The sequence below is a fragment of the Flavobacterium sp. HSC-32F16 genome (genome assembly GCF_024171645.1).
Classification (GTDB): Bacteria; Bacteroidota; Bacteroidia; order Flavobacteriales; family Flavobacteriaceae; genus Flavobacterium.
The window spans coordinates 34,762-60,660 of the sequence record NZ_JALKAC010000010.1 but is presented as its reverse complement, the minus strand read 5'-3'; the positions used below and the strand labels follow the sequence as shown (position 1 = coordinate 60,660).

The window sequence follows — 25,899 nt, the reverse complement described above, 5'->3', positions numbered from 1 at the left end:
ATAGGGTCTAATTTAAAATCAAGATTTATGAAGGGAATTATTTTAGCTGGAGGATCTGGCACACGTTTACATCCTTTGACATTAGCAATGAGCAAGCAAATGATGCCTGTTTATGACAAACCAATGATTTATTATCCTTTATCAACCTTGATGATGTCTGGAATAAATGAAATCCTTATCATATCGACTCCACATGATTTACCAAATTTTAAAAAATTATTGGGGGATGGATCCAGTTTAGGATGTAAATTTAGTTATGCAGAACAAGCTATTCCAAATGGTCTTGCACAAGCTTTTGTAATTGGAGAAGAGTTTATAGGTAATGATGATGTAGCATTAATACTCGGAGATAATATTTTTTTCGGTTCTAATATGCAAGAACTCTTAAAATCTAATACAAAACCAGAGGGAGGTGTTGTTTTTGCATACCATGTTTCTGATCCAGAACGTTATGGAGTTGTAGAATTTGATGAAAATCTAAATGCAATTTCTATTGAAGAAAAGCCTGAAGAACCAAAATCTAATTTTGCAGTTCCGGGATTGTATTTTTATGATAACTCAGTAGTAGAAATTGCTAAAAATATTAAGCCAAGTGCTCGTGGTGAATATGAAATTACCGATGTTAACAAAGTATATTTAGAAAAGAAAGCCTTAAAAGTAGGTATTTTAAGCAGAGGTACAGCATGGTTAGATACAGGTACATTTAATAGCTTAATGCAAGCAGGTCAATTTGTACAGGTTTTAGAAGAAAGGCAAGGTTTAAAAGTAGGTTGTATAGAAGAAATTGCATGGAGACAAGGATTTATTGATGATGCTGAACTTGAAGAATTAGCTCAACCATTGCTTAAGTCTGGATATGGTACTTATTTATTAGATTTTCTTAAACAAAAGAAAAAGACCATTAATATATAAATGGAATATTTAATAGGTTAAATTAAAAAATGAAAATAGCACTTATAACAGGGATTACGGGACAAGATGGCGCTTATTTAGCAGATTTACTCTTAAAAAAAGGATACGAGGTACATGGTATTAAACGTCGCAGTTCCTTATTTAATACAGATCGTATTGAGCATTTGTATCAAGATCCTCATGAGAAAAATATTCGTTTTAAATTGCATTATGGAGATCTGAGCGATTCAACTAATCTTATTCGGATCATTCAGGAAGTACAACCGGATGAAATTTATAATTTAGGAGCAATGAGCCATGTAAAAGTGAGTTTTGATACTCCTGAATATACGGCAAATGCTGATGGAGTTGGGACACTTCGATTATTAGAAGCTTTGAGAATATTGAATCTTACTAAAAAAACAAAAATTTATCAGGCTTCAACTTCAGAGTTGTATGGTTTAGTTCAGGCTGTACCTCAATCAGAAACAACCCCATTTTATCCAAGATCTCCATATGCTGTGGCGAAGCTTTATGCATATTGGATAACTGTTAATTACCGCGAAGCTTATGGTATTTTTGCTTGTAATGGAATTTTATTTAATCATGAAAGCCCATTGCGAGGAGAAACATTTGTAACCCGTAAAATTACGAGAGCTGTTTCTAAAATGGCTCTAGGACTTCAGGATTGTTTGTATTTAGGAAATCTAGATGCTAGGCGCGATTGGGGGCATGCTAAAGATTATGTAGAAGCAATGTGGCTAATCCTGCAACAAGATCAGCCGGAAGATTATGTTATTGCTACGGGAGTAACAACAACCGTTAGAGATTTTGTTACAATGTCATTTAGTGAAGTTGGTATAAAAATTGAATTTAAAGGAGAAGGTACTGAGGAAAAAGGCTATATAGTTTCATGTTCAAATCCTGCCTATCAAATTGAACCAGGAAAAGAAGTTGTAGTTGTAGACGCCGCATATTTTAGGCCAACGGAAGTTGACTTATTAATTGGCGATCCAACGAAATCAAAAACAAAACTGGGATGGGAACCAAAATATGATCTGCCATTATTAGTAAAAGAAATGATGGCCGCAGATGTTGAACATTTTCAAAAAGAAAAGGTTTTGAAAGACGCGGGTTATTTTATAAAAAATCAATTTGAATAATTTTCAGAAATTTATGAATGAATAAAAGTGATAAAATATATGTAGCGGGACACCGTGGCATGGTAGGCTCAGCTATTTTACGTCAGTTAAAAATAAAAGGTTTTACAAATTTTATTTTAAAAACTTCTGCAGAATTAGATTTGAGAAATCAACAGGATGTCGCTGATTTCTTTCAGACAGAAAAGCCAGATTATGTTTTTTTAGCAGCAGCAAAGGTTGGTGGAATTTTAGCAAATAATACTTACAGAGGAGATTTTATCTATGAAAATTTGATGATACAAAATAATGTTATCCATCAATCATGTTTAAATAATGTAAAAAAGTTAATGTTTTTAGGATCTTCATGCATCTATCCCAAAATGGCACCTCAACCACTAAAGGAAGAATATATGCTTACTGGAGAGTTAGAGCCAACTAATGAGCCATATGCAATTGCTAAAATTGCAGGAATTAAGATGTGTGATGCATATAGAAGTCAATTTGGATGTAATTTTATCTCGGTTATGCCAACCAATTTATATGGACCTAATGACAATTATGATCTAAAAAAATCGCATGTCCTACCTGCGATGTTGAGGAAGTTTATTACAGCAAAACGTAATAATGAAAACTCCGTAACTATATGGGGCACAGGAAACCCTAAAAGGGAATTTCTATATGTTGATGATCTTGCTGATGCCTCTTTGTTTTTAATGGAAAATTATAATGAACAAGGATTAGTAAATGTTGGTGTGGGAGAGGATATTTCAATTTTAGATTTGGCCGTTTTAGTAAAAAAAATAGTTGGTTTTGAAGGAGAAATTCTAACGGATATTTCTAAACCTGATGGAACTCCTCGTAAATTAATGGATGTTTCAAAGCTAAATGGCTTTGGATGGAAAGCTAAAACGAGTCTAGAAGAAGGTATCAGGAAGGTTTATAAAGAAATAAGAGATACTAATTGGGATAAATAATTGATTTAGATTTTTCACAAATCTAAATTAGAAGTAAAATTTATTTATGTATTTTTTTAGACGTGTAACAATATAATTTTATTAATAAGTAATTTTTAACATCTTTAATTATTACTTTTGTAAGACATACTAAATTATCAAATCAAACCAAACCAAATTGGATACAGATAATCAAACCAAAATATCATCTTTGTTGTATAATTCTTTGTCCCCAAGGAATTTAAGAGCAAATATTAATAATCTTAGTTATTTGCCTCGATGGATTATCGTTGCAATTGATGTAATGGTTCTTATTTTTTCATTTTCTTTTACTTATATGCTTTTCGAAGGAACAGCATTGGGGTATATAATTACATCACATCAATTCTATTACGTAACCAGTTTACTTTTTGTAAATATATTTTTCTTTTGGTTATTTAGAACATATTCGGGAATTATCAGGCACTCATCTTATATAGATGCGATAAAACTCTTGTTTTCACAAATGTCAGTTTTAGTGTTCTTCTTATTTTTTAATTTAGTTTTTGAGTTATATACCGGGCACAAAGCATTTTTAAATACTGCACTTTTCATCAATTTAGTATTATCATTTTGCGGTTTGTTTTTATATCGAGTAATTGTAAAACAGACTTTTGAAATGTATTTTTCAGAAAAAACAAATTCAAAGCTAATCAGAACTGTAATTTATGGAACAGATGCTAATGCAATTTCTGTGGCTAATGCATTGAAATTTGAAACACCATCCCGATTTAAGATTGTTGGTTTTGTAGATAAAAATAATCAAAATGCATCTAAGCGTATGCTCGATTTGCCAATTTTGATTTTACGCAAAAAATTGCCGGCATTGATGCGTTCTGTTGCTGCTGAAGGTGTTATTATAGCTGATAAAAGTTTAACAAAAGATGAACAATTAATTATCGTTGATCAATGTCTTGAATTTAATTACAGAGTTTATACTGTTCCTTTGATTTCAGATTGGGAGAATCAAAAGGAGATCTCCCAAAAAGTAAAAAACATACAGATTGAAGATTTGTTGGAAAGAAAACCTATTGTATTAGATAGTAAATCAATTTCCAAACAATTAAAAGATAAAACAGTCCTTATAACAGGTGCTGCCGGATCTATAGGAAGTGAGATAGTAAGACAGGTTCTTGGGTTTAATCCTAAAACAGTTATTATTCTAGATCATGCTGAAACACCATTACATAATTTGTGTTTAGAAACTCTTAGTATGAATTCCTCGGCTAAAATTGTAGCTGTGATTGCAGATGTAAAAAGTAAAAAGGCTTTAGAAAAAGTATTTAAAAATTACAACCCGCATGTAGTTTATCATGCAGCTGCTTATAAACATGTACCATTGATGGAAGAAAATCCATCACAGGCTATTTTAACAAACATAAAAGGAACAAAAAACCTCTCCGATTTATCTTGTAAATACCATGTCAAAAAATTTGTAATGGTATCGACAGATAAAGCTGTTAACCCTAGCAATGTTATGGGAGCTAGTAAGAGAATAGCAGAAAAATATGTGCAATCTTTATCTTTAAAAAATCAAAAAGAGAATATTCCAGGAGTAACTAAATTTATTACAACCCGTTTCGGAAATGTTTTAGGTTCTAATGGGTCTGTTGTACCTTTGTTTACTAAGCAAATTGCAGAAGGTGGACCAGTCACAATTACTCATCAGGATATCATTCGTTACTTCATGACCATTCCAGAAGCTTGCCAATTGGTATTAGAAGCTGGAGCGATGGGAAATGGAGGAGAAATCTATATTTTTGATATGGGTAAACCAGTCAGAATAATCGATTTGGCAAAAAAGATGATTAAACTTGCAGGATTTATCCCAGACAAAGAAATTAAAATAAAAATTGTAGGATTAAGGCCCGGAGAAAAATTATATGAAGAATTATTAAATGATACTTCTAAGACATTACCAACTTATCATAACAAAATTATGATTGCACAGGAAATTCAGGATGAGTATGAAGATTTGCATGTTGAAATTGATGAGTTAATTGGTATTGCAGATTTTTATGAAAACGATGATATTGTTGCAAAGATGAAAAAAATAGTGCCTGAATTTAAAAGTATGAATTCTGCTTTTGAAGTCTTGGATAAATAAATTTCGAAATGACGTAAAAGTTATAACTAAAGAAAAAGGTGTTTTTTTATAAAACGCCTTTTTTGCATTTTTAGGATTTTTAAAGAGGCTAAAAATCTTGTTAATTTTAAAAAATAACGACTAAGTATTATTTTTTAATACTCACTATTACAATACACATTTATTTAAATATTTAATGAATAACATAAATTCGTCAACAGATTGGTTATTTGAAATAAAGCCAAAAAATAAGTTTCTCTCACTCAATCTAAAAGAAATTTGGCAGTATAGAGATCTATTGTTACTGTTTGTAAAAAGAGACGTTATAACAGTTTATAAGCAAACTGTTTTAGGACCGCTCTGGTATTTAATTCAACCATTATTTACTTCAATAACTTTTACTATTATATTTAATAATGTAGCTGGAATAAAAACAGGTTCGGTTCCGCCTTTTCTATTTAATTTAGCAGGAATTACGGTTTGGAATTATTTCACTGCATGTCTTAGCGGAACCTCAGATACCTTTCGAGCAAATGCAAACATTTTTGGCAAAGTTTATTTTCCTAGGATTATAACACCGCTTTCAGTGGTATTGTCTAATTTAATAAAGTTTGGAATTCAATTTTTGATCTTTGTAATATTTTTTATTTTTTACTATTTCAAAGGCTACAACTTATCAATCAATCCTGCCGTTTTATTTTTTCCTTTTCTAATTATTATTATGGGGATATTAGGATTAGGTTTAGGAATGTTGATTTCATCTATGGTTACTAAATACCGTGATTTTAGTCATTTAATTGGTTTTGGAATACAATTGTTAATGTATTTATCAGCAGTTATGTATCCAATGGAATTAGTTAAAAGTAAATTGCCTTCTTACGGATGGATTGTAGAATATAATCCTTTGGCATATGTCATTGAAACATCTCGTTATATGCTTATAAATGTTGGAGAAGTTTCTATACTAGGTTTAGTAAATACCGTTTTGGTAACTGTTGTTATCTTTTTCATAGGACTCTTAATTTTTAACAAAACTGAAAAAAGTTTTATTGACACAGTATAATAGTCATGCAGCTTTTTAATTCTCCAATCATTATTCCAAATCTATTTATCAATTGAAAGATATTATTTTAAAAGCCGAAAATATTTCTAAACAATATCGTTTAGGACAGGTAGGAACAGGGACATTAAGTCACGATTTTAATCGTTGGTGGCATCAAATTCGCGGTAAAGAAAATCCTTATTTAAAAATTGGTGAAACAAATGATCGCTCTACCAAAGGAACCTCTGACTATGTTTGGGCTCTTCAGGATATTAATTTTGAAGTTCAAAGAGGCGAAGTTTTAGGTATAATTGGAAAAAACGGTGCGGGAAAATCTACACTTTTAAAGATACTTTCAAAAGTTACGGCTCCAACTACCGGAACTATTAAGTCGCGAGGACGAATTGCTTCACTACTTGAGGTAGGAACCGGTTTTAATGGTGAGATGACCGGACGTGAAAATATTTTTTTAAATGGAGCTATTCTTGGAATGACCAAAAAGGAAATATCTTCAAAGCTTGATGAAATTATTGAGTTTTCTGGATGTGAACGTTATATTGATACTCCTGTAAAAAGATATAGTTCTGGAATGACTGTTCGTTTGGCCTTTGCAGTTGCGGCATTTTTAGAGCCTGAAATTTTAGTTATAGATGAGGTTTTGGCAGTTGGAGATGCTGAATTTCAGAAAAAAGCAATTGGCAAAATGCAGGATATTTCTAAAGGAGAAGGCAGAACGGTTCTTTTTGTGAGCCATAATATGGCAGCAATTGAAACACTTTGTACTAGAGTTATAAGTATGAATAATGGAAGTATTTTTGGAAATGGCAATCCCACTAAAGTGATATCTGATTATTTACAAAGCAGCTCCTTTTCTGAGCGGGTAATTAATTTTGATAGTATTGATAAAGCCAAAGGAAATGAAAATATTAAAATTCTTTATGCCGCCATCGAAAATGCATCAACTTCTGATAAAAATGAAGTTATTGATGTGACATCAGCAGTCGACTTTAGAATGAAAATTGTAAATAAAACAGGTAAAGAACGAATTTCGATAGGATACGATTTGATAACTATAAAAGGCGATGTCGTATTTGGGTCAGGAGGTAAATTTGATTGCAGGATTGGAGAAATTACAGATATTAGCTGTCGAATTCCAGCAAATTTTTTGAATGACGATGTATATCAAATTTACTGTTACTTTCATACAAATGAAATGAAAGAACTATATAGTGATCAAGAGCTGTTGACTTTTGAAGTAAAAGATGTTAAGAGGGAATCTGGATATTTAGGAAAAGTAAATGGTTTTATTAGACCTTCGTTGACATGGAGCCTGAATAATAAAGCTTAAAATGAAAAAAATCGTTATTACCCAATCCAATTATATCCCGTGGAAAGGTTATTTTGATGCCATAGCTTTATCAGATGAATTTGTGATATATGATGATATGCAGTTTACCAAAAGAGATTGGAGAAACAGAAATATTATTAAAACACCTAATGGTAATAAATGGTTAACAATTCCAGTTGAAGTGAAAGGCAAATATTTTCAAAAGATAAATGAAACCAAAATTTCAGATAAAAAATGGAATGTAGATCATTGGAATAGTATTAAAGCTAATTACTCTAAATCTAAAAATTTTTTAGATTTTAAAGATTTTTTTGAAGAATTATACCTTAATTCCACATCACTTTATTTAACAGAAATAAATTTTAGATTCATTTCTGCTATTTGCGAAATATTAAAAATAGAATCAAAGATTAAGTTTTCTTCTGAGTTTGAACTGAAAGAAGAACGTTCAGAACGATTAGCAGATATCTGTTTAAATTTAAATGGAACAGATTATTATTCAGGCCCGGCCGCTAAGTCCTATATGGATGAAAAGGTTTTTAATGAAGCTGGTATAAAAGTCCACTATTTTGATTATTCAGGCTATCCAGAATATCAGCAGCTACATGATCCATTTGAGCATTATGTGTCTGTTTTGGATTTGATTTTTTGTGAGGGTAAAAATGCAGTTAATTTTTTAAAAAATGCTTAATCAGGTATATGCGACAGGAATAGTATTTTATCTGATAATACTAATATAATACTATCTTTTTTAAAATTAGAGAAACCAATATTAATATGAAAACATTAGCTATCATTGGGTCAGGAGATTTAGGACAGCAATTGGCGCATTATGCTTTGTCTGATCTTCATTATAGTAGTGTGGTATTTTTTGATGATTTTTCTACAGAAAAAACAGTAAACGATATCCCTGTAATAGGCAAAACAGCAGATGTTGAAAAAGCTTTTGAATTGAAACAATTTGATGAATTGATAATTGGAATTGGATACAAACATCTGGCAGAAAAGAAAATAATATTCGAAAAATTTCAAACAAAAATTCCTTTTGGCAGAATTATACATTCAACCGCTTTGGTAGATTCAACCGCAATAATAGAAAGAGGCACAGTAATTTATCCCGGTTGTATTGTTGATGCTCAGGCTGTCATTAAAGAAAATACAGTTTTGAATGCTGGCTGTGCAATTGCACACGATACCCTTATAGGAAGCCATTCTTTTTTATCGCCAAGAGTTGCCATTGCAGGATTTACAACAATCGAAGAACAATGTTTTTTAGGAATAAATTCGACAATAATAGATAATATTAATATTACAGCTAAAACCCAAATAGGGGCTGGATCACTAGTCATAAAATCAATAGATAAAAAAGGTTTATATGCAGGAAGTCCCGTACGATTTATACGATAATGATAAATTTTAATAAACCATATTTAACAGGCAAAGAAACCCAATACATTGAGGACGCAGTTGCTTCCGGAAAAATATCAGGAAATGGAAAGTACACACAATTGTGCCAGCAGTTTTTTGAACAAAAGTATGGTTTCGGAAAATGTTTATTGACAACATCTTGTACAGACGCACTAGAAATGGCTGCTATTTTAATTAATATCGAGCCGGGTGATGAAGTTATAATTCCGTCATACACTTTTGTTTCTACTTCAAATGCATTTGTGTTAAGAGGTGCAAAGATTATTTTTGCTGATTCTAGTGAAGAAAATCCAAATATAGACACCACTAAATTAGAAGCTTTAATCACAGCTAAAACCAAAGCTATCGTTCCTGTACATTATGCAGGTATGGCTTGTGATATGGATACTATAATGGAATTAGCCAATCGATATAATTTATTTGTTATAGAAGATGCTGCTCAGGCCGTAGATAGTTTTTATACAGGAAAAGATGGTGTAAAAAAAGCTTTAGGATCTATAGGGCATTTAGCAGCTTTTTCATTTCATGAAACCAAAAATATTATTTCAGGAGAAGGCGGAATGTTAGCCATTAATGATATGCAATTTGCCAATCGAGCTGAAATTATATGGGAAAAAGGAACTAATCGATCTGCTTTTTTTAGAGGTGAAGTAGACAAGTATGGCTGGGTAGATATTGGATCTTCATTTTTACCATCCGAAGTTATTGCAGCTTTTCTTTGGGCGCAAATAGAACAACTAGATAAGATACAGGAAAATAGAAAAGCAATTTGGAAACAGTATTATAATGATTTAAAAGAGACTAGAAGTAGTTTTAAATTGCCACAAATACCAAATTATGCTACAAATAATGCACATATGTTTTATTTGGTTTTTGAATCTCTAGAAAAAAGAAATGAATGTATTTCTCGTTTGAAAAACAATCAAATTCTTGCTGTTTTTCATTATCTAAGTTTACATAGAAGCCCATATTATGCAGACAAGTATGAAGGGGAAGAGTTGCCATGGAGTAATCATTATTCTGACAGGTTATTACGATTACCATTTTATTATGAATTGTCAAATGCAGATATTGAATTAATAGTAACTATAATTAAGAATGAGTAAGAAAAAGATATTATTTGTTGTTTCTGATTTTTACCACAATGGAGCACAACGAGAGATGTATGAGTTAGATTGTGCATTAAATAAAAATAAATTTGAAGTAACCCTGCTAAGTTTAATAGATTTAAATACCAGACAGGATTTGCCTGATTATTTTTACGAAAAACACCTCCGATTAGGTTCTAAAATTCTCTTTTATAAAGATATTGCGGCGCAATTTGAAAATAGATTGAGCGCCAAAATATTAAAAAGATTATTGAAGAAGATCTTAAATGAAAAGATAAAGAAAAAAAACAGCAAAAATCTTACTGTTCTTTTCAATAATTATGACCACGTAGTGTTCATGGGAGAATATGTATATCAATATTTATCACCAGTTATTCTAAAGGATTATTTTAAAGAAATTTTAATTTTTGTTATGTCTTCAAGATTTCAATCTGAAAGTTACAGAGATTTTGAAAAGAATAATCGATATCTATTTATAGGCGGTTTTGATAGCTTAAAACAAATAGAATATGAATTTGAAGGTTTTAGTGATTATAAATATCAAACGATGTATCTGAGCTTAACCGTTACAAAAGAATATAATAAATGGAAATTTAATGAAAATAATGAAACAAAGAAAATAGGAATATTCACCCGATTACATAAAGATAAACCTTTAGATCCTTTTTTATACGCTTATCAGGTTTTATTAAATCAGGGTTTTAATATAGAATTGCACATATTTGGAGTTGGAGATGTAAAGCATGCTGGATATGATCGTTACATTAATAATCTTGATTTAAATGGAAAAATTCATTTTAGAGGACATCAGATTGATATGAAAAAAACTATTTTGGAAGAAAAAATAGATATGGTTTGGTTCCAGGGATATAATAACTTACCAGCTGGCTATGCAGGATTAGAAGTTTGTTTGACAGGAACTCCTCAGCTCTTTTGGGATTTTTTTATAGGCGAAAATCAACAGATAAATAGATTAGATAGAAATGTTGTTTATCCTCATTATAAAGATTTGTTATCATTTGTCGAAGCCAGTAAAAAGGTTTTGTATGATTTTGAAGTGGCTGAATCGCTTTCAAAAAAGCAATTTCAAGATGTTTATGACAATCGTGATATTTTCAAAAATGTCGAAATCATCGAGAAAATATTGTTAGAGGAATAATGTACAATAATAAGAATCCCAAAATAACTGTATTGCTGCCTGTATATAATTGCGAATTATATATTAAAGAAGCAGTAGATAGTATTCTATGTCAAACTTTTGATGATTTTGAACTTGTGATTATAGACGATGCTTCTACTGATAAAACGATTCACATAATAAAAACATATAGTGATGAAAGAATAAAGCTGATCGAAAAAACAATTAACAAAGGTTTGACAGATAGTTTAAATTTGGGTATACAACTGGCACAAGGAAAATATATTGCTAGAATGGATGGTGACGATGTAAGTGTAAAGATACGATTTGAAAAGCAAGTTACTTTTTTAGAGTTAAATCCAGATGTTGTTTTATGCGGATCAAATTTTACGATTTTAGGAACAGAAGATAGAATTATAGTACCTGAAAATAATGAAGATATTAGGCTCGCATTACTGAAAAAAAATTGTATAGCACATCCTTCTGTAATGATTCGGAAACAAACCTTGATAGATTTTTCACTCCTCTATGATGAAACAAAAGAGCCGGCAGAAGATTATGATTTATGGGTTAGATTGATGAGTAAAGGAAAACTGCATAATTTGCAGCAGGAGTTATTAAAGTATAGAATACATAATGCACAAGTTTCTCAGAAAAGAATTGAAGAGCAAAATGATCTAACATTAGAAACAAGAATTCAAGCTTTAAAGTGTTTAGATTCGACTTTAGATAATAATGAAATTAATTTGTTAAAAAAGATAATGACAGGAAGCATATCTTATACCTTCAATGAAATTGAATTTTTTATCGAATTACGAAGGAAAATGATTTTGGCTAATTCAAGACATTTTTTTGATTTTCAGAATTTTAAAAAATATTTTTTTGATTTTGAGTATAAATTGATGAAAAGATATTTTTTTAAAGCTAAAAGATTTTCACCAGCATTGTATATTCAATATTTCAAAATAAAATCAAAGTTAGAGGTAAAGTTTAGAATTGCCGATGAATTTAAGCTGCTTGTTAAATCACTATTTTATTACAAGGTAAAATGAAAAAACAATTAGTTTCAATTGTAGTCCCTTCTTATAATCAAGCTCAATATTTAGATGAAGCTTTAAAGTCAGTTTTGGATCAAGTATATCAGGAATGGGAATGTCTTATTGTCAATGACGGCAGTCCAGATAATACTAGAGAAATAGCAGAAAAATGGACCGAAAAAGATTCTAGGTTTATTTATTTAGAAAAAATAAACAGTGGTCTAAGTGGCGCCAGAAACTACGGAATCGAATGTGCAAAAGGTGTTTTTATACTTCCTTTGGATGCAGATGATATAATATCTTCCGAATATATTTCTTTAGCAGTAAAATCTTTTGAAGCGAATAATGATATAAAAGTTGTGTATTGTAAAGCAGAGAAATTTGGAGATGATTCTGGGATTTGGGAATTGCCGGAATTTTCTCGATTACTTTTATGTCAAAGAAATTTAATTTTCTGTTCAGCAATGTTTCGAAAGTCTGATTGGCAAACAGTTGGAGGTTACGACCTAAAGATGATATATGGATGGGAAGATTGGGAATTTTGGATTGCTGTTTTAAAGAATGGCGGCGAAGTGAAATGTTTAGATGAAATCGGCTTCTATTATAGAATTAAAGAGACTTCTATGCTTAAGCAATTGGATGAGAGTAAAATAAATTATTTGTATGAATACATAAGCATAAAACACGCTGATTTTTTTGTTACGCAATTAGGCTCTTTTCAGAAATTACTCGAAAATGTTGAAAAAGCAAAAAATGAAAACAACCAAAAACTAAAAAGTGAAAAATTTGTTATTGATGCTTTTTGTTCTAGATTTTTTGGTTTTTCAGTATTTGGTATTTATAAAAATAAAAAACAGGTATGATAGGAATAATAATCCCCTATTACAAACGTACTTTTTTTGAAGAAACTTTAAAGTCTTTAGCACTTCAGACAGATAAACGATTTAAAGTTTACATTGGTGACGATGCTAGTCCAGAAAATCCAGCGATATTGCTTGAAAGATATAAGGAAAAGATTGATTTCGTATATCACCGTTTTGAATCAAACCTTGGAGGCATTTCTTTAACACAGCAATGGGAAAGATGTATTGAACTTTCTAATGGAGAAGAGTGGTTGATGATTTTAGGTGATGATGATTACTTAGAAGAAACAGTTATTGAAAATTGGCATAAAAATTATAAAGATTTTAGCGGGAAATCAAACGTAATACGATTTGCAACAAAAGTTGTTTTAGAAGAAACAAAGAATATTTCAGATGCTTATACACATCCTGTGTGGGAATCGGCCGGGGATTCTTTGGTTAGAATTTTTAAAGGAATTACAAGAGCTTCACTTTCAGAATATATTTTTTCAAAAGCAGTTTTTCAAAAATTTGGTTTTAAAAATTATCCATTAGCTTGGTGCAGTGATCATAAGGCTTTTTTAGATTTTGCTGATGGCAAATTAATTTACACAATAAATGAATCAATAATATTTTTTCGAATTTCTACAATAAATATTTCTGGACAGCGAAATATACTCTTAAAGCAGGAAACAAATACAGTTTTTTTAAAAGATGTCATTAAAGATTATATACATTTGTTTAATAAAACACAACGCTTAGAACTATTAATGAACTATGAGATTGCAATAAAAAAGTATCGAAAACTATTTTTTAGTGAGTGGATTTTTTTAGTACAGCGGTACCTGTTAAACTTTCGATTTATTGCATTTGCTAAATTGGTGAGAAGAATTTTTATGAGTATTTTTTAATTTAATTATGTTTGAAACCCCTATTCTATTTCTGATATTCAATCGAATCGATACTGCTTCCAAGGTTTTTGAAGAAATAAAAAAACAAAAACCAAAATTTCTATATATCGCGGCCGATGGAGCCCGTAAGCATATAGATGGAGAGCATGAAAAATGTAAAAAAACCAGGGATATTATTATTAATAATATCGATTGGGACTGCGAAGTAAAAACCTTATTTAGAGATGAAAATTTGGGCTGCGGACTTGCAGTATCAGGGGCCATAACTTGGTTTTTTGAAAATGTTGAACAAGGAATCATATTGGAAGATGATTGTATTCCTCATTTTTCTTTTTTTAAATATTGTGAGGAACTTTTAAATAAATATAAAGAGAATGAAAGTGTTTTTGCTATTGGAGGAAGTAATCTTCAGGGAGGAAAACAAATAGGAAATGCTTCTTATTTTTTTTCTCAGTATGCATACATTTGGGGATGGGCAACATGGAAAAGATCTTGGAACTTATATGATTTTGAGTTAAAAAAGCTAACTGAATTTAAAAACAAGAAAGTAATTAGTAAAGTTGATAATAGAGTTGTTTTTAGGGATTATTGGATTTCAATATTTGAACAAGTTAAAAATAAAGAAATTGATACATGGGATTATCAATGGAATTTTTGTGTATGGAATAATCAGGGAGTTACGATTGTTCCCAACGTAAATTTAATATCCAATATAGGATTTAGAGAAGATGCTACTCATACTATTGAGACAAGTCCTTTTGATAGTATGGAGACAAAAGAGATAACTGAGATTATTCATCCAAGAAAAACTAAAGTCAGTAAAATAGCTGATAAGTATATAACAAGAACAGCTTACAAAATCAAAGAAAATAAAAAATACAATCTAAAAAGTCTTATCAAAAGTATCATTTTATGGGGAAAGAAGAAATTTGCATAGTAATACCCATATTTAAAGAAGAATTAAATGTTTTCGAAATAAAATCTGTAAAACAATGTATAAGCATTCTTTCTGATTATTCGATTTATTTTATACATCCACATGGATTAAATTTAGATTTCTATAAAACAAAATTTCCAGATATTGAGCTTTTTACGGATTTAGATGAATCCTATTTTAAAGGTATTGTAGGATATAATAAGTTAATGCTGAATGTAAGTTTTTATAAGATTTTTAAAAATTATAAGTATATGCTTATTTATCATACTGATTGCTATGTTTTTCGAGATGAGCTATTGGATTGGGCCCAAAAAAAGTATGATTATATAGGAGGTATATGGTTTGAAAAATTTGTTAGTGATCCCTATTTAGGCGGAAAAATTTGGAAAGCAGGAAATGGTGGTTTTTCACTGCGTAAAATTGACAGTTTCATAAAAATATTATCATCAAAAAAACCCATAAAATATTTTTCAGAACTATTTAAAGAAAAGAAGAAGTTTTTAAAGATTAATAGGTTACAATTTATTAAACAACTGGCTTTTCTGCCATTAAATATGCTTGGGTATAAAAATAATTATTCCTATTATGCCAGGAATTATAACCTAAATGAAGACTTTTTTTTTGTAGAAGCTTTTGAAAACAATAAAAACTTTATGATTCCTTCAGTAAATGATGCTCTGTTTTTTTCTTGGGATAGACATCCATCTTACTTATATAAGAATTTAAATAGGATTCCTTTCGGATGCCATGCTTGGTTTAGAGATGATTTTCCTTATGAACAAAATAAAATTTTTTGGCTAAATAAGATAAAATGACGAATCTGACACTTTCAATTATTACTATTAACTATAATAACCTGCAAGGATTAAAAAAAACAGTTGCCAGCGTTGTTAATCAGACATGGAAAGATTTCGAATTCATAATTATTGATGGAGGTTCAACAGATGGCAGCGCCCCATATATAAAAAGTCAAAATGATACTATTGATTATTGGGTGTCAGAACCTGATAAAGGAATTTATAATGCTATGAACAAAGGTGTTAAAATAGCAAAAGGAGAATATCTGTTATTTTTAAATAGTGGTGACTTTCTTAATAGTTTAACCTCTTTAGAAGATTTTATTAAGCATGTCGATTTTAAGGGAGATATCATTTATGGAGATTACCAATTTGAAGACAGACGTAAAAATTACCCGGATTATTTAACTCCATTATATTTTTTACAAGGTACTTTACCGCATCAGAGTACATTTTTTAGAAAAAAAGTTTTTAATGAAATTGGACTATTTTCAGAACAATATAAAATAGTTTCTGACCGAGATTTTTATATAAGATGCTTTTTAAGTAATAACTTCGTTTTTAATCATGTTAGCTATCCATTGACTTTTTTTGATTTGTCAGGGATTAGTAACAATATTTCATATGAAAAAAAACAAATGGAAGAAAACGAAATGATTTTTAAGAATAATTATGGAATTTATTATGAAGATTATAAAAACATGATACTCTTGAAAAAAGAAATCGATAAGTTAAAAGAAAGGAAGTTTTCTATACTAATGTATAAAGCTTTGAAAAAAATAAAAAATGCATGCAAAAGCCACTAGTCTCTGTTATCATTACAACATATAATAGGAATAATTATTTAAAAAAAGCTCTCGAATCTGTTCTTAATCAAAGCTATAAAAATTTAGATATTATTGTAGTTGATGATGGGAGTTTTGGAGATGAAAATCAAAATTTATGTTCTAAATATAGTTTCGTAAATTACATAAAAATTGAAAATTCTGGAGGTCCATGCAAACCAAGAAATGAAGGAATAAAAATATCAAAAGGCGCTTACATTGCATTTTTAGATGATGATGATATTTGGGAATATAATAAAATAGAAATACTGTTAGATGTCTTAGAAAGTAACCCTTCATTTGGATTAGCACATCATTATTGTAAACTAATTGATGAAAATGATAAAGATTTAGAGAAATATGTTGGCAGACCTGGAAAATTAGAAGATAAGCACGGAAATATATCAATGAAGATGATTGGTAATTATACAGTGAGTGATTATCCTCTTTGTCGAACAGAAATTATAAAAAAAGTTGGTTTTTTTAATGAAAAAATGATTGCCGCTGGAGAAGATGTAGAATATTGGAATAGAGCATCTTTTTTTACGAAATTTTATTATGTTGATTTACCACTTACAAAATATAGAATCCATTTTTCCAATAATTCAGAAATTAATAGACAAGAATATTTAAAATTAAATATTTTTAATAAATATTTTTTAACTGAGTATAAAAATAGAGGGATTATTTCTGAAACCGAATTCCATATATATATTCAAAAATTAGTGCATAATCAGATAAAGATGTTTAAAACTAATTTTTTAAAAAGCTTGATTATTTTAAATAAGTTAGATTCTTTTTGGTTTATGAAATGGAAGAGTATTAAATTATTTATTTTTATTTTAATAAAGAGGTAAAATGCGAGTAGGCTATAATCCTAACAAAGATAAAATACAAGAACCCAATGCATTTTTTCATCAGGTTGTTGTTCCTGTTTACATTCCTAATCAAGAAGAATATTTTAAAGATAGTTTTAAAATTTTAGAATATTGTCTGGAATCCTTATTTAAAACTGTTCACGCTAAAACATATATTACAATCGTTAATAATGGGAGTTGCAGCGAGATAATGGATTATTTAAGCGAGCTGCAAAAAGAAGGAAAAATTCATGAAATCATTAATACTACAAATATTGGAAAATTGAATGCCATTTTAAAAGGTATTTCTGGTCATGATTTTAGGTTTGTTACCATTACGGATGCTGATGTTCTTTTTTTAAACAATTGGCAAAAGGAAACTTACAACGTTTTTGAAAAATTCAAAAAGACAGGAGCAGTTTGTCCAACACCATCTTCAAAATCTTTAAAAAATTATACTTTTAATATTTGGTTTAATTTATTTTTTTCAAAATCACTTCGATTTACAAAAGTAAAAAATCCAATGGCCTTAAAAGCTTTTGCTGCCAGCGTAGGAAACTCAAACATGTACAATGATATTCATCTCGAAAAATATCTAACAGTATCAAACGGTAATTTTAAAGCAGTTGCTGGTGCTGGCCATTTTGCGACAACTTATAGAAAAGAAGTTTTTGAAAATAATGAGATTAAAAGCTCAAATTATATGTTAGGTGGAGATAGTGAAGCAAAATTACTTGATTATCCTGTTGTAAAGAAAGGGATGTGGAGACTTTCAACGGAAGAAAATTTTGCCTATCATTTAGGAAATGTTGAAGAGGAATGGATGAAAAAAACATTAGAGAATATAAAACTAAATGAATTTCAGCCTATTGAGCCTGTTTATTTGCAGGAAATTAAGTTGCCGTATGCGGTATTTGTTTTTCTTCATAAAATATTTTCAAAAATTCTCACAAGGAAAAAAATATGGTACTTTTGCCTTAAAATGAAAGGGCTTTCTAGGGAAGAGGCTTTAAAATATATTCAAAAAAATGAATAAATCTGCAAAAGTAATCCTGCTTTCGCAAGTACAATTACCTTTTGCAAAAATAGGAAGCTGGACAACTCTTTATAAAAATTATTTAGATAATGATCATAAAATAGATTATATCGTTTGCCCCAAACCCGGAAAATTATTTGAAGGCGTAAAATATAGTTTTGTTACTTCTAGTTTTTGGCATACAATTCAACGAAAATTTTTTAAAAAGAAAAACCTAGAATACTTTGAGGCGCTGGATAAAATTATTGCTCCTAACGAAAAATATATAATCCAGATCGTTGATAATTACGGAATGGTTAAACCACTTAAAAAGTATCTTCTATCAAAGGGGATTGATAAACAATGCTATATACAATTTTTTTACCATGGCTATCCACCATATAACTATCAAGATTCACAGCAGAATTTTTATCAAATTATAGACGAAATTATTTTGCTTACACATGATAGTTATGTAGAGTATAAAAAACAGATTAATACCTTGCCAAATTATTTCTCAATTTTACCAAATGGGATTGATACTGAAAAATTTAAAAAGGTCTCTAGTTTAGAAAAAGTTAAGTTAAAAGATCAATTAGGTCTTGGAAATAAAAAAGTATTTATTTGGTGCTCACAAGATAGACCAAAAAAAGGACTCCATTTAATTTTAGATGCTTGGAAAAGAGTTAATGCTTCACATAAAGAAATAGTACTATTAGTTATTGGCTCTAATCCAAGAAAAGAAATAGACGGTGTTATGTTTTTAGGGAGATTGCCTAATGATGAACTTTCAAAGTATTATCAAGCTTCAGACTGTTATTTATTTCCAACATTATGTCAGGAAGGATTTGGACTTAGTCTCGTCGAAGCATTACATTGTGGAAACTATTGTATCGCATCTGCACTGGGTGGTGTTCCAGAAGTATTACAATATGGAAAATTGGGAAAATTAATAGAAAACCCGCATTTTGTAGAAATATGGGAAAATGCTATTATTGAATTTATAGAGCACCCGCTAGAGTTTGATTTTATTCCGGAAAATTTATATACAATTGATGCATGGAATTTAGGTATGAATGAAATTATTGAAAAAGCGAAATCAAGATTAGCATAATCAAACTGTAAAAACAGATCAGATTTAATAGGTGTAGATTGAAAAAGAAAACTAAATGAAAGCAATAGCTATAATTCCAGCTCGGGGAGGATCGAAACGAATACCAAAAAAAAATATTCAATTATTAGGAGAGTTCCCGCTAATTGTTCATTCAATATTATATGCCAAGGAAAATAGTGATATAATAGAAAATATTTACGTTTCAACTGACGATGCTGAAATAAAAAAGATTGCATTACAATTAGGTGTAAAAGTTATAGATAGACCACTTTCTATTTCGGGAGATTTAGAGCCAACAGTTTCTGCCTTAAAACATGCTTTAGAATCAATTGATTCAGATGTAGAAAATGTTATTTTATTACAGCCGACAAATCCATTTAGACCTCAAAATTTATTAAAAGAAACTTTCCAGAAGTATCAAAAAGATAATTTAGACAGTTTATTTACTGTTTCAAGAAATCATCAAAAATTAGGGAAAATTATCAATAATAAATTCCAGCCTTTTAATTATACCATAGGGCAGAGAAGTCAGGATTTGGACCCGCTTTTTTTTGAAAATGGATTGCTTTATATTTCAAAAGCTTCTTTAATTATGAAGGATATTATTATTTCAGAAAATGCATTTCCATTTGAAGTAAATCATATTTTTGCACAAATAGATATAGACACGCTCGAAGATTTAGAATATGCAGACATTATATATAATAAGATGAATGGAAAAAAGTAGTGGTTATTTTCCAAACCTTAATGGAGTAAGGTTTATTGCTGCTTTGATGGTAATAATTAGTCATATTGAATTAAATAAATCTTATTTTGATTATAGTAATAGTTTTCAAACAATAAAATGTTTAGGAAAATTAGGAGTATCGTTGTTTTTTGTTTTAAGTGGTTTTTTAATTACTTTTTTGTTATTGCAGGAAAAAAAAGATCGTAAAAAAATTAATCTTAAATTCTTTTATTTTAGAAGGGTTTTAAGAATTTGGCCGCTTTATTTCTTGATTGTAATAGTTTCTCTGTTTGTCCTTCCACATTTAGAAATCTTCAACATTCCAAACTTAAAACTTGAATATTCAAGCAGCACAGAATTTTTTAAAGTTCTTCTTTTACTGGTGTTTTTTCTGCCAAATGTACTAATCATAATAAAGCTTATTCCTTTTGCTACGCAAACATGGTCGATAGGTACTGAAGAACAATTTTACCTTATTTGGCCTATATTAATCAGTAAAACAAACCATTTAAAAAGATATTTTTTAGGAATAATTCTACTTTATAATTTAGTGTTGATATTTATGTACAATTCTTCTTTGGATCACATTATGTACATTAAATTAATACGGGGCTATATTGAAACAATTCAATTAGATTCTCTTACTTTTGGAGCACTGGGAGCTTATTTTTTATTTCATAAAAACAAATTGATAGATGTAATAACAAATAATTATATTTTTTGTTTGAGTATCTCTCTTTTAATAATCAGCCAGATTTTTGATTCTTATATAATTTATTTTAAAACATCCTTAAGTGCTGTTTTTTTTATAATAATTATATTGAATTTGGTTCACAATAAAAATATCGCAAGACTTTTAGAAAACAGATTTTTTTACAAAATGGGTGAAATTTCTTATGGTTTGTACATGTATCATCAAATAGTTATTGTTTTTTTTATAAACTGTTTTATAAGAATGAATTTTTTCTCAAATTCTGTGCTTTACATTTTTACATTTGCAGCAACAATTTTAGTTTCACATTTATCATATAAGTTTTTTGAAAAGCCTTTTATATTAAAAAAGGAAAAATATAAATTTTAAAAAGAATGAATCCATATATAGAAATTGCAGGTCGTAAAATTGGAACAGATTTTCCACCATTAGTTATTGCCGAAATCGGAATCAATCATGAAGGTTCTTTAAAAACAGCCAAAGAAATGGTTGATGCGGCTTATAGAGCAGGAGTTGAGGTTGTAAAACACCAGACTCATATTGTAGAGGATGAAATGTCTGGAGCAGCAAAAAAAGTGATTCCAGGAAATGCAGATGTTTCTATTTATGAAATTATGGAAAGATGCTCGCTAAATGAATCTGAAGAGTTAGAATTGAAAAATTATGTTGAAAGCAAAGGCATGATTTTTATTTCAACGCCTTTTTCGAGAGCCGCAGCAAATCGACTACATAAATTTGATATACCAGCTTATAAAATTGGCTCGGGAGAATGTAATAATTATCCGTTATTAGAACATATTGCTTCATTTGGAAAACCTGTAATTTTAAGTACAGGAATGAATACGATTGAAAGTGTTCAAAAAGCAACGGCAATTTTTGATAAACACAATATACCCGTTGCGTTATTGCATACCACAAATTTATATCCAACACCAATTCATTTAGTTCGTTTTGGTGCAATGGCAGAACTTCATCAAGCTTTTCCAGATAAAGTATTTGGATTAAGTGATCACACTTTAAATAATAATGCTTGTTTAGGAGCAGTTGCTCTTGGAGCAAGTATTCTAGAAAGACATTTTACAGATCACATGCAGCGAACAGGTCCAGATATTATTTGCAGTATGGATGAAAATGCCTGTGCAGAATTAATTGTATCTAGCGCAGAAATCGCACTTATGCGAGGCGGAACCAAAAAACCTGCTCTGGAAGAGCAAGTAACAATTGATTTTGCTTTTGCTACGGTTTGTGCCATCAAACCAATAAAAAAAGGAGAAATATTATCAAAAGAAAATATCTGGGTAAAGCGCCCGGGAACAGGTAAAATTTTAGCAGAGCATTTTAATGATTTAATTGGTAAAGCTGCTTCAAGAAATATTGATAATGATGAACAATTAGATTTTACTGATTTTGAGTAATTCTACAAGAAAAATATTATTTCTTACCGGAACCCGTGCAGATTTCGGGAAAATAAAATCCCTTATTCAAACTCTCGAAGAGCAGCAGGATTTTGAAGCTTTTGTTTTCGTTACAGGAATGCATTTGCAAGAAATTTATGGGTATACATTGATAGAAATAGAGCGTTGCAATTTTAAAAACGTTTTTACTTTCGAAAACCATACGCACGAAACAACTATGGATTTGACTTTGGCAAAAACAATTGAAGGTTTGTCAAATTATTGCAAAACTATAAATCCTGATATGATTGTAGTGCATGGAGACAGAGTAGAAACACTTGCCGGCGCTATTGTAGGATCATTAAACAATATTTTAGTAGCTCATATTGAAGGAGGCGAAGTTTCTGGAACTGTTGATGAACTAATACGTCATAGTGTTAGCAAATTAAGTCATATTCATTTTGTGTCTAATAATCAGGCCGCTAAAAGACTGCTTCAAATGGGCGAAATCAAAGAATCTGTATTTACAATAGGTTCTCCTGATATTGATATTATGTTTTCAGAAAATCTGCCAGATTTAGCTATTGCCAAAAAATATTATGAAATTCTATTTCAAGAATATGCCGTAGTAATGTTTCATCCGGTAACAACTGAATTTCAATCTATGAAAGAGTATGCGGCGACTTTTGTAAATTGTCTGCTTGCCGATACACATAATTATATTGTTATTTTTCCGAATAATGATTTAGGAAGTCAATTTATTATTGATGCCTATAATCGATTAAAAGAAAATAAGAGGTTTAGGATTTTTCCCTCACTGCGTTTTGAGTATTTTTTGACCTTGCTAAAAAACAGCCAGTTTATAATTGGTAATAGCAGCGCAGGAATTCGTGAAGCTCCTTATTACGGAATTCCAATTATTAATATAGGAACTCGTCAGCAAAATAGAGCAGTTCATACGGCGATTATTAATACAGATTATTCTGAAAATGGAATTAAAGCAGCTCTTTCAGGAATTAGCAAACATGAAGTTGAAGTTTCAGGTGAAGATTTTGGACAAGGGAATAGTGCTGAATTATTTTTGAAATCATTAAAGAAAAAGAATATTTGGCAGCTTAATCATCAAAAACAATTTAGAGATTTGGACTAAGCAATACACGATATTGTTTATAAATTACAATCCTCTTTTATAATACTACACTAACTATTTATGTTTTTTAATTCTCTAGCATTTGCTGTTTTTTTGCCAATCGTCTTTTTTTTGTATTGGTTTGTTTGTAATAAAAACAAAAGCACACAAAATGCTTTATTAATTGTTGCGAGTTATTATTTTTATTCCTGCTGGGATTGGAGATTTCTTTTTTTGCTTGTGTTTTCAACATTTCTGGATTATTATACCGGAATTCAAATCGAAAAAGGAAAATCTGAGAAAAGCCGAAAGTTTTGGTTTTGGCTGAGCATTCTGGTCAATCTTGGTTTTTTAGGGCTGTTCAAATATTATAACTTTTTTGCATCTTCTTTCTCAGAGTTATTAAATTCTGTGGGAATTAAAGCAAGCCCTATTTTGCTGAACGTTATTCTTCCAGTAGGTATTTCCTTCTACACTTTTCACGGACTTTCCTATGTAATCGATATTTATTTTAAAAGGATAAAAGCAGAATATAATTTTATAGACTATTCCTTATTTGTTAGTTATTTTCCGCTTTTGGTCGCTGGACCAATAGAAAGAGCAACACATTTATTGCCACAGGTAAAGGTAAAGCGAGAGTTTAATTATCAAACGGCCAAAGAAGGGGTTTATCAAATTATTTGGGGTTTAGTCAAAAAAGTAGTCATTGCAGATACTTGTGCGCCATATGCAAATGCTATTTTTGATCATCATCCTTCTATGAACTCCTTTTCGTTAATTTTGGGAGCAGTGTATTTTGCTTTTCAAATTTATGGCGACTTTTCAGGATATTCAGATATCGCCCTTGGAGTTTCAAAATTATTTGGATTAGATCTTTTGCGTAACTTTAATTACCCTTATTTTTCAAGAGATATTGCAGAGTTTTGGCGTCGCTGGCATATTTCACTTTCTTCATGGTTTCGTGATTATTTATACATTCCGCTAGGCGGGAGCAAAGGAGGAATCTGGATGAAAATTAGAAATACCTTTATCATTTTTGTAGTCAGTGGCTTTTGGCATGGTGCCAACTGGACTTATGTTGCCTGGGGATTTATAAATGCAGTTTATTTCCTGCCTTTGCTTTTGTCAAACAGCAACAGGAACAATATAGAGACGGTTCAGCTAAAACTTAATTTTGATTCGACCAAAGTATTACTGCGCATTTTATACACTTTTTCATTGACTTGTATTGCATGGGTATTTTTTAGAGCAAAAACAATCACGGATGCTTTTTTGTATTTAAAACGCCTTGTAACGAATCATGATTTTAGTTTTCAATACTTAGATAATGAACGGTATAGTTATGAGTTATTGCTTATGATCGCTTTATTTGTGCTAATCGAATGGAACAGCCGAATGAAGATAGAACCACTTTCAGGAAAAAGAAGCACATTAAAAGTCGCATTGGCTATTATTGCGATAATGGCCTTTGGAACTTTTTCAGATTATAAAGAATTTATATATTTTCAATTTTAATGAAACAGTTTTTATTTTATATTCTTAAGATCTTTGTGATCACATTTCTTGCAGCTGTTGCATTAGATGCATTTTATACGTATCTTTTTTTGCAGTCCAGAAATAGAGGGAAAATTGAGAATGTTTTTAATTCTGAAGCTAAAAAATATGATGTTGTTATTTTAGGATCATCTCGTGCCAACAACCATTTCGTTACTCAAATGTTTGAAGATAAAGGACTAAAAACCTTTAATTATGGTATGAGCGGCGGGCATTTATTTGAAGCTTCTTTGTTGTTGAAATTAATGATAGAACGGAAGTATGAAATCAAAAATATTATTTTAGAAGCTGATCTGAATCTCTCAAATGATAAAGAATCTGAAGGTGTTGCAGCAAAATTTCTGCCCTATATTCACAATTCAGCGGCCGTAAAAAATCATTTTGAAGGACAGTCAAATTTTAATGAATTGTATTATATCCCTTTTTACAGATATATTAAATTTGATAATAAAATTGGGTTTAGGGAAATATATAAAATAGCAAAACACGAAAAGACAAATGCATTAGATAATCTTGGGTATTATCCGTTGGTTAAGCAAAAAAGCGGCAATATGAAAAATAACATTGTCAACCTTAATCCTTTAAAAAGCAACAAATATTACGAAGAAATTAAAAATAGTTGTAAGGCCCATCATATAAATTTTATAGCAGTCATGACACCAATGTGCGAAAATGTAGTAGGAATGAATTATTTTGACAAGGTGCATAAAGCCTATCCGGAGATTTATAATTACGAAAATGCAGTTATCGAAAATAAATATTTTTCATCCTGCGGACACATGAGCGATTCTGGATCTAAAATTTTTACTGCGAAAATTTTAAATGATTTTTTTAAGCTTAAAAAATAATTATACTCTTAAAAAGAAAAGTACA

25 protein-coding genes are annotated in these 25,899 nt (G+C 30.0%); all 25 read left to right on the top strand.

Features of this window, described 5'->3' with window-relative positions:
- Positions 1 to 27 precede the first annotated feature (27 nt).
- Entirely contained in the window at positions 28 to 912 is an 885-nt protein-coding gene (rfbA, locus tag L1276_RS21470) for a glucose-1-phosphate thymidylyltransferase RfbA (protein ID WP_253791466.1), read from the top strand.
- A gap of 29 nt (positions 913 to 941) precedes the next feature.
- Positions 942 to 2,054, top strand: a complete 1,113-nt coding sequence (gene gmd, locus L1276_RS21465) for a GDP-mannose 4,6-dehydratase (protein ID WP_253791464.1) — start codon at positions 942 to 944, stop codon at positions 2,052 to 2,054.
- 17 nt (positions 2,055 to 2,071) lie between these two features.
- Entirely contained in the window at positions 2,072 to 3,007 is a 936-nt protein-coding gene (locus L1276_RS21460; protein ID WP_253791462.1) for a GDP-L-fucose synthase, read from the top strand.
- A 157-nt stretch (positions 3,008 to 3,164) separates the two neighbouring features.
- Positions 3,165 to 5,132, top strand: coding sequence for a nucleoside-diphosphate sugar epimerase/dehydratase (locus tag L1276_RS21455; RefSeq protein ID WP_253791460.1), 1,968 nt, complete (start codon positions 3,165 to 3,167; stop codon positions 5,130 to 5,132).
- A 175-nt stretch (positions 5,133 to 5,307) separates the two neighbouring features.
- Positions 5,308 to 6,174 carry an ABC transporter permease gene (locus L1276_RS21450; protein ID WP_253791458.1) on the top strand — a complete coding sequence of 289 codons (867 nt, stop codon included), beginning with the start codon at positions 5,308 to 5,310 and terminating at the stop codon, positions 6,172 to 6,174.
- Positions 6,175 to 6,226: 52 nt separating this feature from the next.
- Positions 6,227 to 7,501, top strand: coding sequence for an ABC transporter ATP-binding protein (locus tag L1276_RS21445; protein ID WP_253791456.1), 1,275 nt, complete (start codon positions 6,227 to 6,229; stop codon positions 7,499 to 7,501).
- Position 7,502: 1 nt separating this feature from the next.
- Entirely contained in the window at positions 7,503 to 8,192 is a 690-nt protein-coding gene (locus tag L1276_RS21440; RefSeq protein WP_253791454.1) for a WbqC family protein, read from the top strand.
- 86 nt (positions 8,193 to 8,278) lie between these two features.
- Positions 8,279 to 8,908: an acetyltransferase gene (locus tag L1276_RS21435; RefSeq protein ID WP_253791451.1), complete on the top strand. Its 630-nt coding sequence runs from the start codon at positions 8,279 to 8,281 to the stop codon at positions 8,906 to 8,908.
- Entirely contained in the window at positions 8,908 to 10,035 is a 1,128-nt protein-coding gene (gene rffA, locus L1276_RS21430) for a dTDP-4-amino-4,6-dideoxygalactose transaminase (protein ID WP_253791449.1), read from the top strand. Before L1276_RS21435 ends, rffA begins: the two co-directional genes overlap by 1 nt.
- A complete protein-coding gene (locus tag L1276_RS21425; RefSeq protein WP_253791448.1) occupies positions 10,028 to 11,197 on the top strand; it encodes a hypothetical protein in 1,170 nt (389 codons plus the stop codon). The genes rffA and L1276_RS21425 overlap by 8 nt, the downstream gene beginning before the upstream one ends.
- Positions 11,197 to 12,228, top strand: coding sequence for a glycosyltransferase (locus tag L1276_RS21420; protein WP_256527427.1), 1,032 nt, complete (start codon positions 11,197 to 11,199; stop codon positions 12,226 to 12,228). Before L1276_RS21425 ends, L1276_RS21420 begins: the two co-directional genes overlap by 1 nt.
- On the top strand, positions 12,225 to 13,076 hold the full coding sequence (locus L1276_RS21415; RefSeq protein WP_253791444.1) for a glycosyltransferase family A protein: 852 nt from the start codon (positions 12,225 to 12,227) through the stop codon (positions 13,074 to 13,076). Before L1276_RS21420 ends, L1276_RS21415 begins: the two co-directional genes overlap by 4 nt.
- Positions 13,073 to 13,966, top strand: a complete 894-nt coding sequence (locus L1276_RS21410; RefSeq protein WP_253791442.1) for a glycosyltransferase family 2 protein — start codon at positions 13,073 to 13,075, stop codon at positions 13,964 to 13,966. The genes L1276_RS21415 and L1276_RS21410 overlap by 4 nt, the downstream gene beginning before the upstream one ends.
- A 7-nt stretch (positions 13,967 to 13,973) precedes the next feature.
- Positions 13,974 to 14,903: a nucleotide-diphospho-sugar transferase gene (locus L1276_RS21405; RefSeq protein WP_253791441.1), complete on the top strand. Its 930-nt coding sequence runs from the start codon at positions 13,974 to 13,976 to the stop codon at positions 14,901 to 14,903.
- On the top strand, positions 14,879 to 15,718 hold the full coding sequence (locus tag L1276_RS21400; RefSeq protein WP_253791439.1) for a DUF5672 family protein: 840 nt from the start codon (positions 14,879 to 14,881) through the stop codon (positions 15,716 to 15,718). The genes L1276_RS21405 and L1276_RS21400 overlap by 25 nt, the downstream gene beginning before the upstream one ends.
- Positions 15,715 to 16,506, top strand: a complete 792-nt coding sequence (locus L1276_RS21395; protein ID WP_253791437.1) for a glycosyltransferase family 2 protein — start codon at positions 15,715 to 15,717, stop codon at positions 16,504 to 16,506. The genes L1276_RS21400 and L1276_RS21395 overlap by 4 nt, the downstream gene beginning before the upstream one ends.
- The gene (locus L1276_RS21390; protein ID WP_253791435.1) at positions 16,491 to 17,381 is read left to right on the top strand and encodes a glycosyltransferase family A protein; all 891 of its coding nucleotides are present in this window, start codon (positions 16,491 to 16,493) and stop codon (positions 17,379 to 17,381) included. Before L1276_RS21395 ends, L1276_RS21390 begins: the two co-directional genes overlap by 16 nt.
- A 1-nt stretch (position 17,382) precedes the next feature.
- A complete protein-coding gene (locus tag L1276_RS21385) occupies positions 17,383 to 18,417 on the top strand; it encodes a glycosyltransferase family A protein (RefSeq protein ID WP_253791433.1) in 1,035 nt (344 codons plus the stop codon).
- The gene (locus L1276_RS21380) at positions 18,410 to 19,510 is read left to right on the top strand and encodes a glycosyltransferase family 4 protein (RefSeq protein ID WP_253791431.1); all 1,101 of its coding nucleotides are present in this window, start codon (positions 18,410 to 18,412) and stop codon (positions 19,508 to 19,510) included. The genes L1276_RS21385 and L1276_RS21380 overlap by 8 nt, the downstream gene beginning before the upstream one ends.
- Positions 19,511 to 19,565: 55 nt before the next feature.
- A complete protein-coding gene (locus L1276_RS21375; protein ID WP_253791429.1) occupies positions 19,566 to 20,237 on the top strand; it encodes a cytidylyltransferase domain-containing protein in 672 nt (223 codons plus the stop codon).
- Entirely contained in the window at positions 20,224 to 21,318 is a 1,095-nt protein-coding gene (locus tag L1276_RS21370) for an acyltransferase (protein WP_253791427.1), read from the top strand. Before L1276_RS21375 ends, L1276_RS21370 begins: the two co-directional genes overlap by 14 nt.
- Before the next feature lie 5 nt (positions 21,319 to 21,323).
- Complete coding sequence (locus L1276_RS21365) at positions 21,324 to 22,364, top strand: N-acetylneuraminate synthase family protein (RefSeq protein ID WP_253791425.1); 1,041 nt, start codon at positions 21,324 to 21,326, stop codon at positions 22,362 to 22,364.
- Positions 22,357 to 23,493: a UDP-N-acetylglucosamine 2-epimerase gene (gene neuC, locus L1276_RS21360; protein WP_253791423.1), complete on the top strand. Its 1,137-nt coding sequence runs from the start codon at positions 22,357 to 22,359 to the stop codon at positions 23,491 to 23,493. The genes L1276_RS21365 and neuC overlap by 8 nt, the downstream gene beginning before the upstream one ends.
- Before the next feature lie 60 nt (positions 23,494 to 23,553).
- Positions 23,554 to 24,987, top strand: a complete 1,434-nt coding sequence (locus tag L1276_RS21355) for an MBOAT family protein (RefSeq protein ID WP_253791421.1) — start codon at positions 23,554 to 23,556, stop codon at positions 24,985 to 24,987.
- Positions 24,987 to 25,874 (top strand): hypothetical protein, encoded by an 888-nt coding sequence (locus L1276_RS21350; RefSeq protein WP_253791419.1) that lies wholly within the window; start codon positions 24,987 to 24,989, stop codon positions 25,872 to 25,874. The genes L1276_RS21355 and L1276_RS21350 overlap by 1 nt, the downstream gene beginning before the upstream one ends.
- Positions 25,875 to 25,899: the final 25 nt, after the last annotated feature.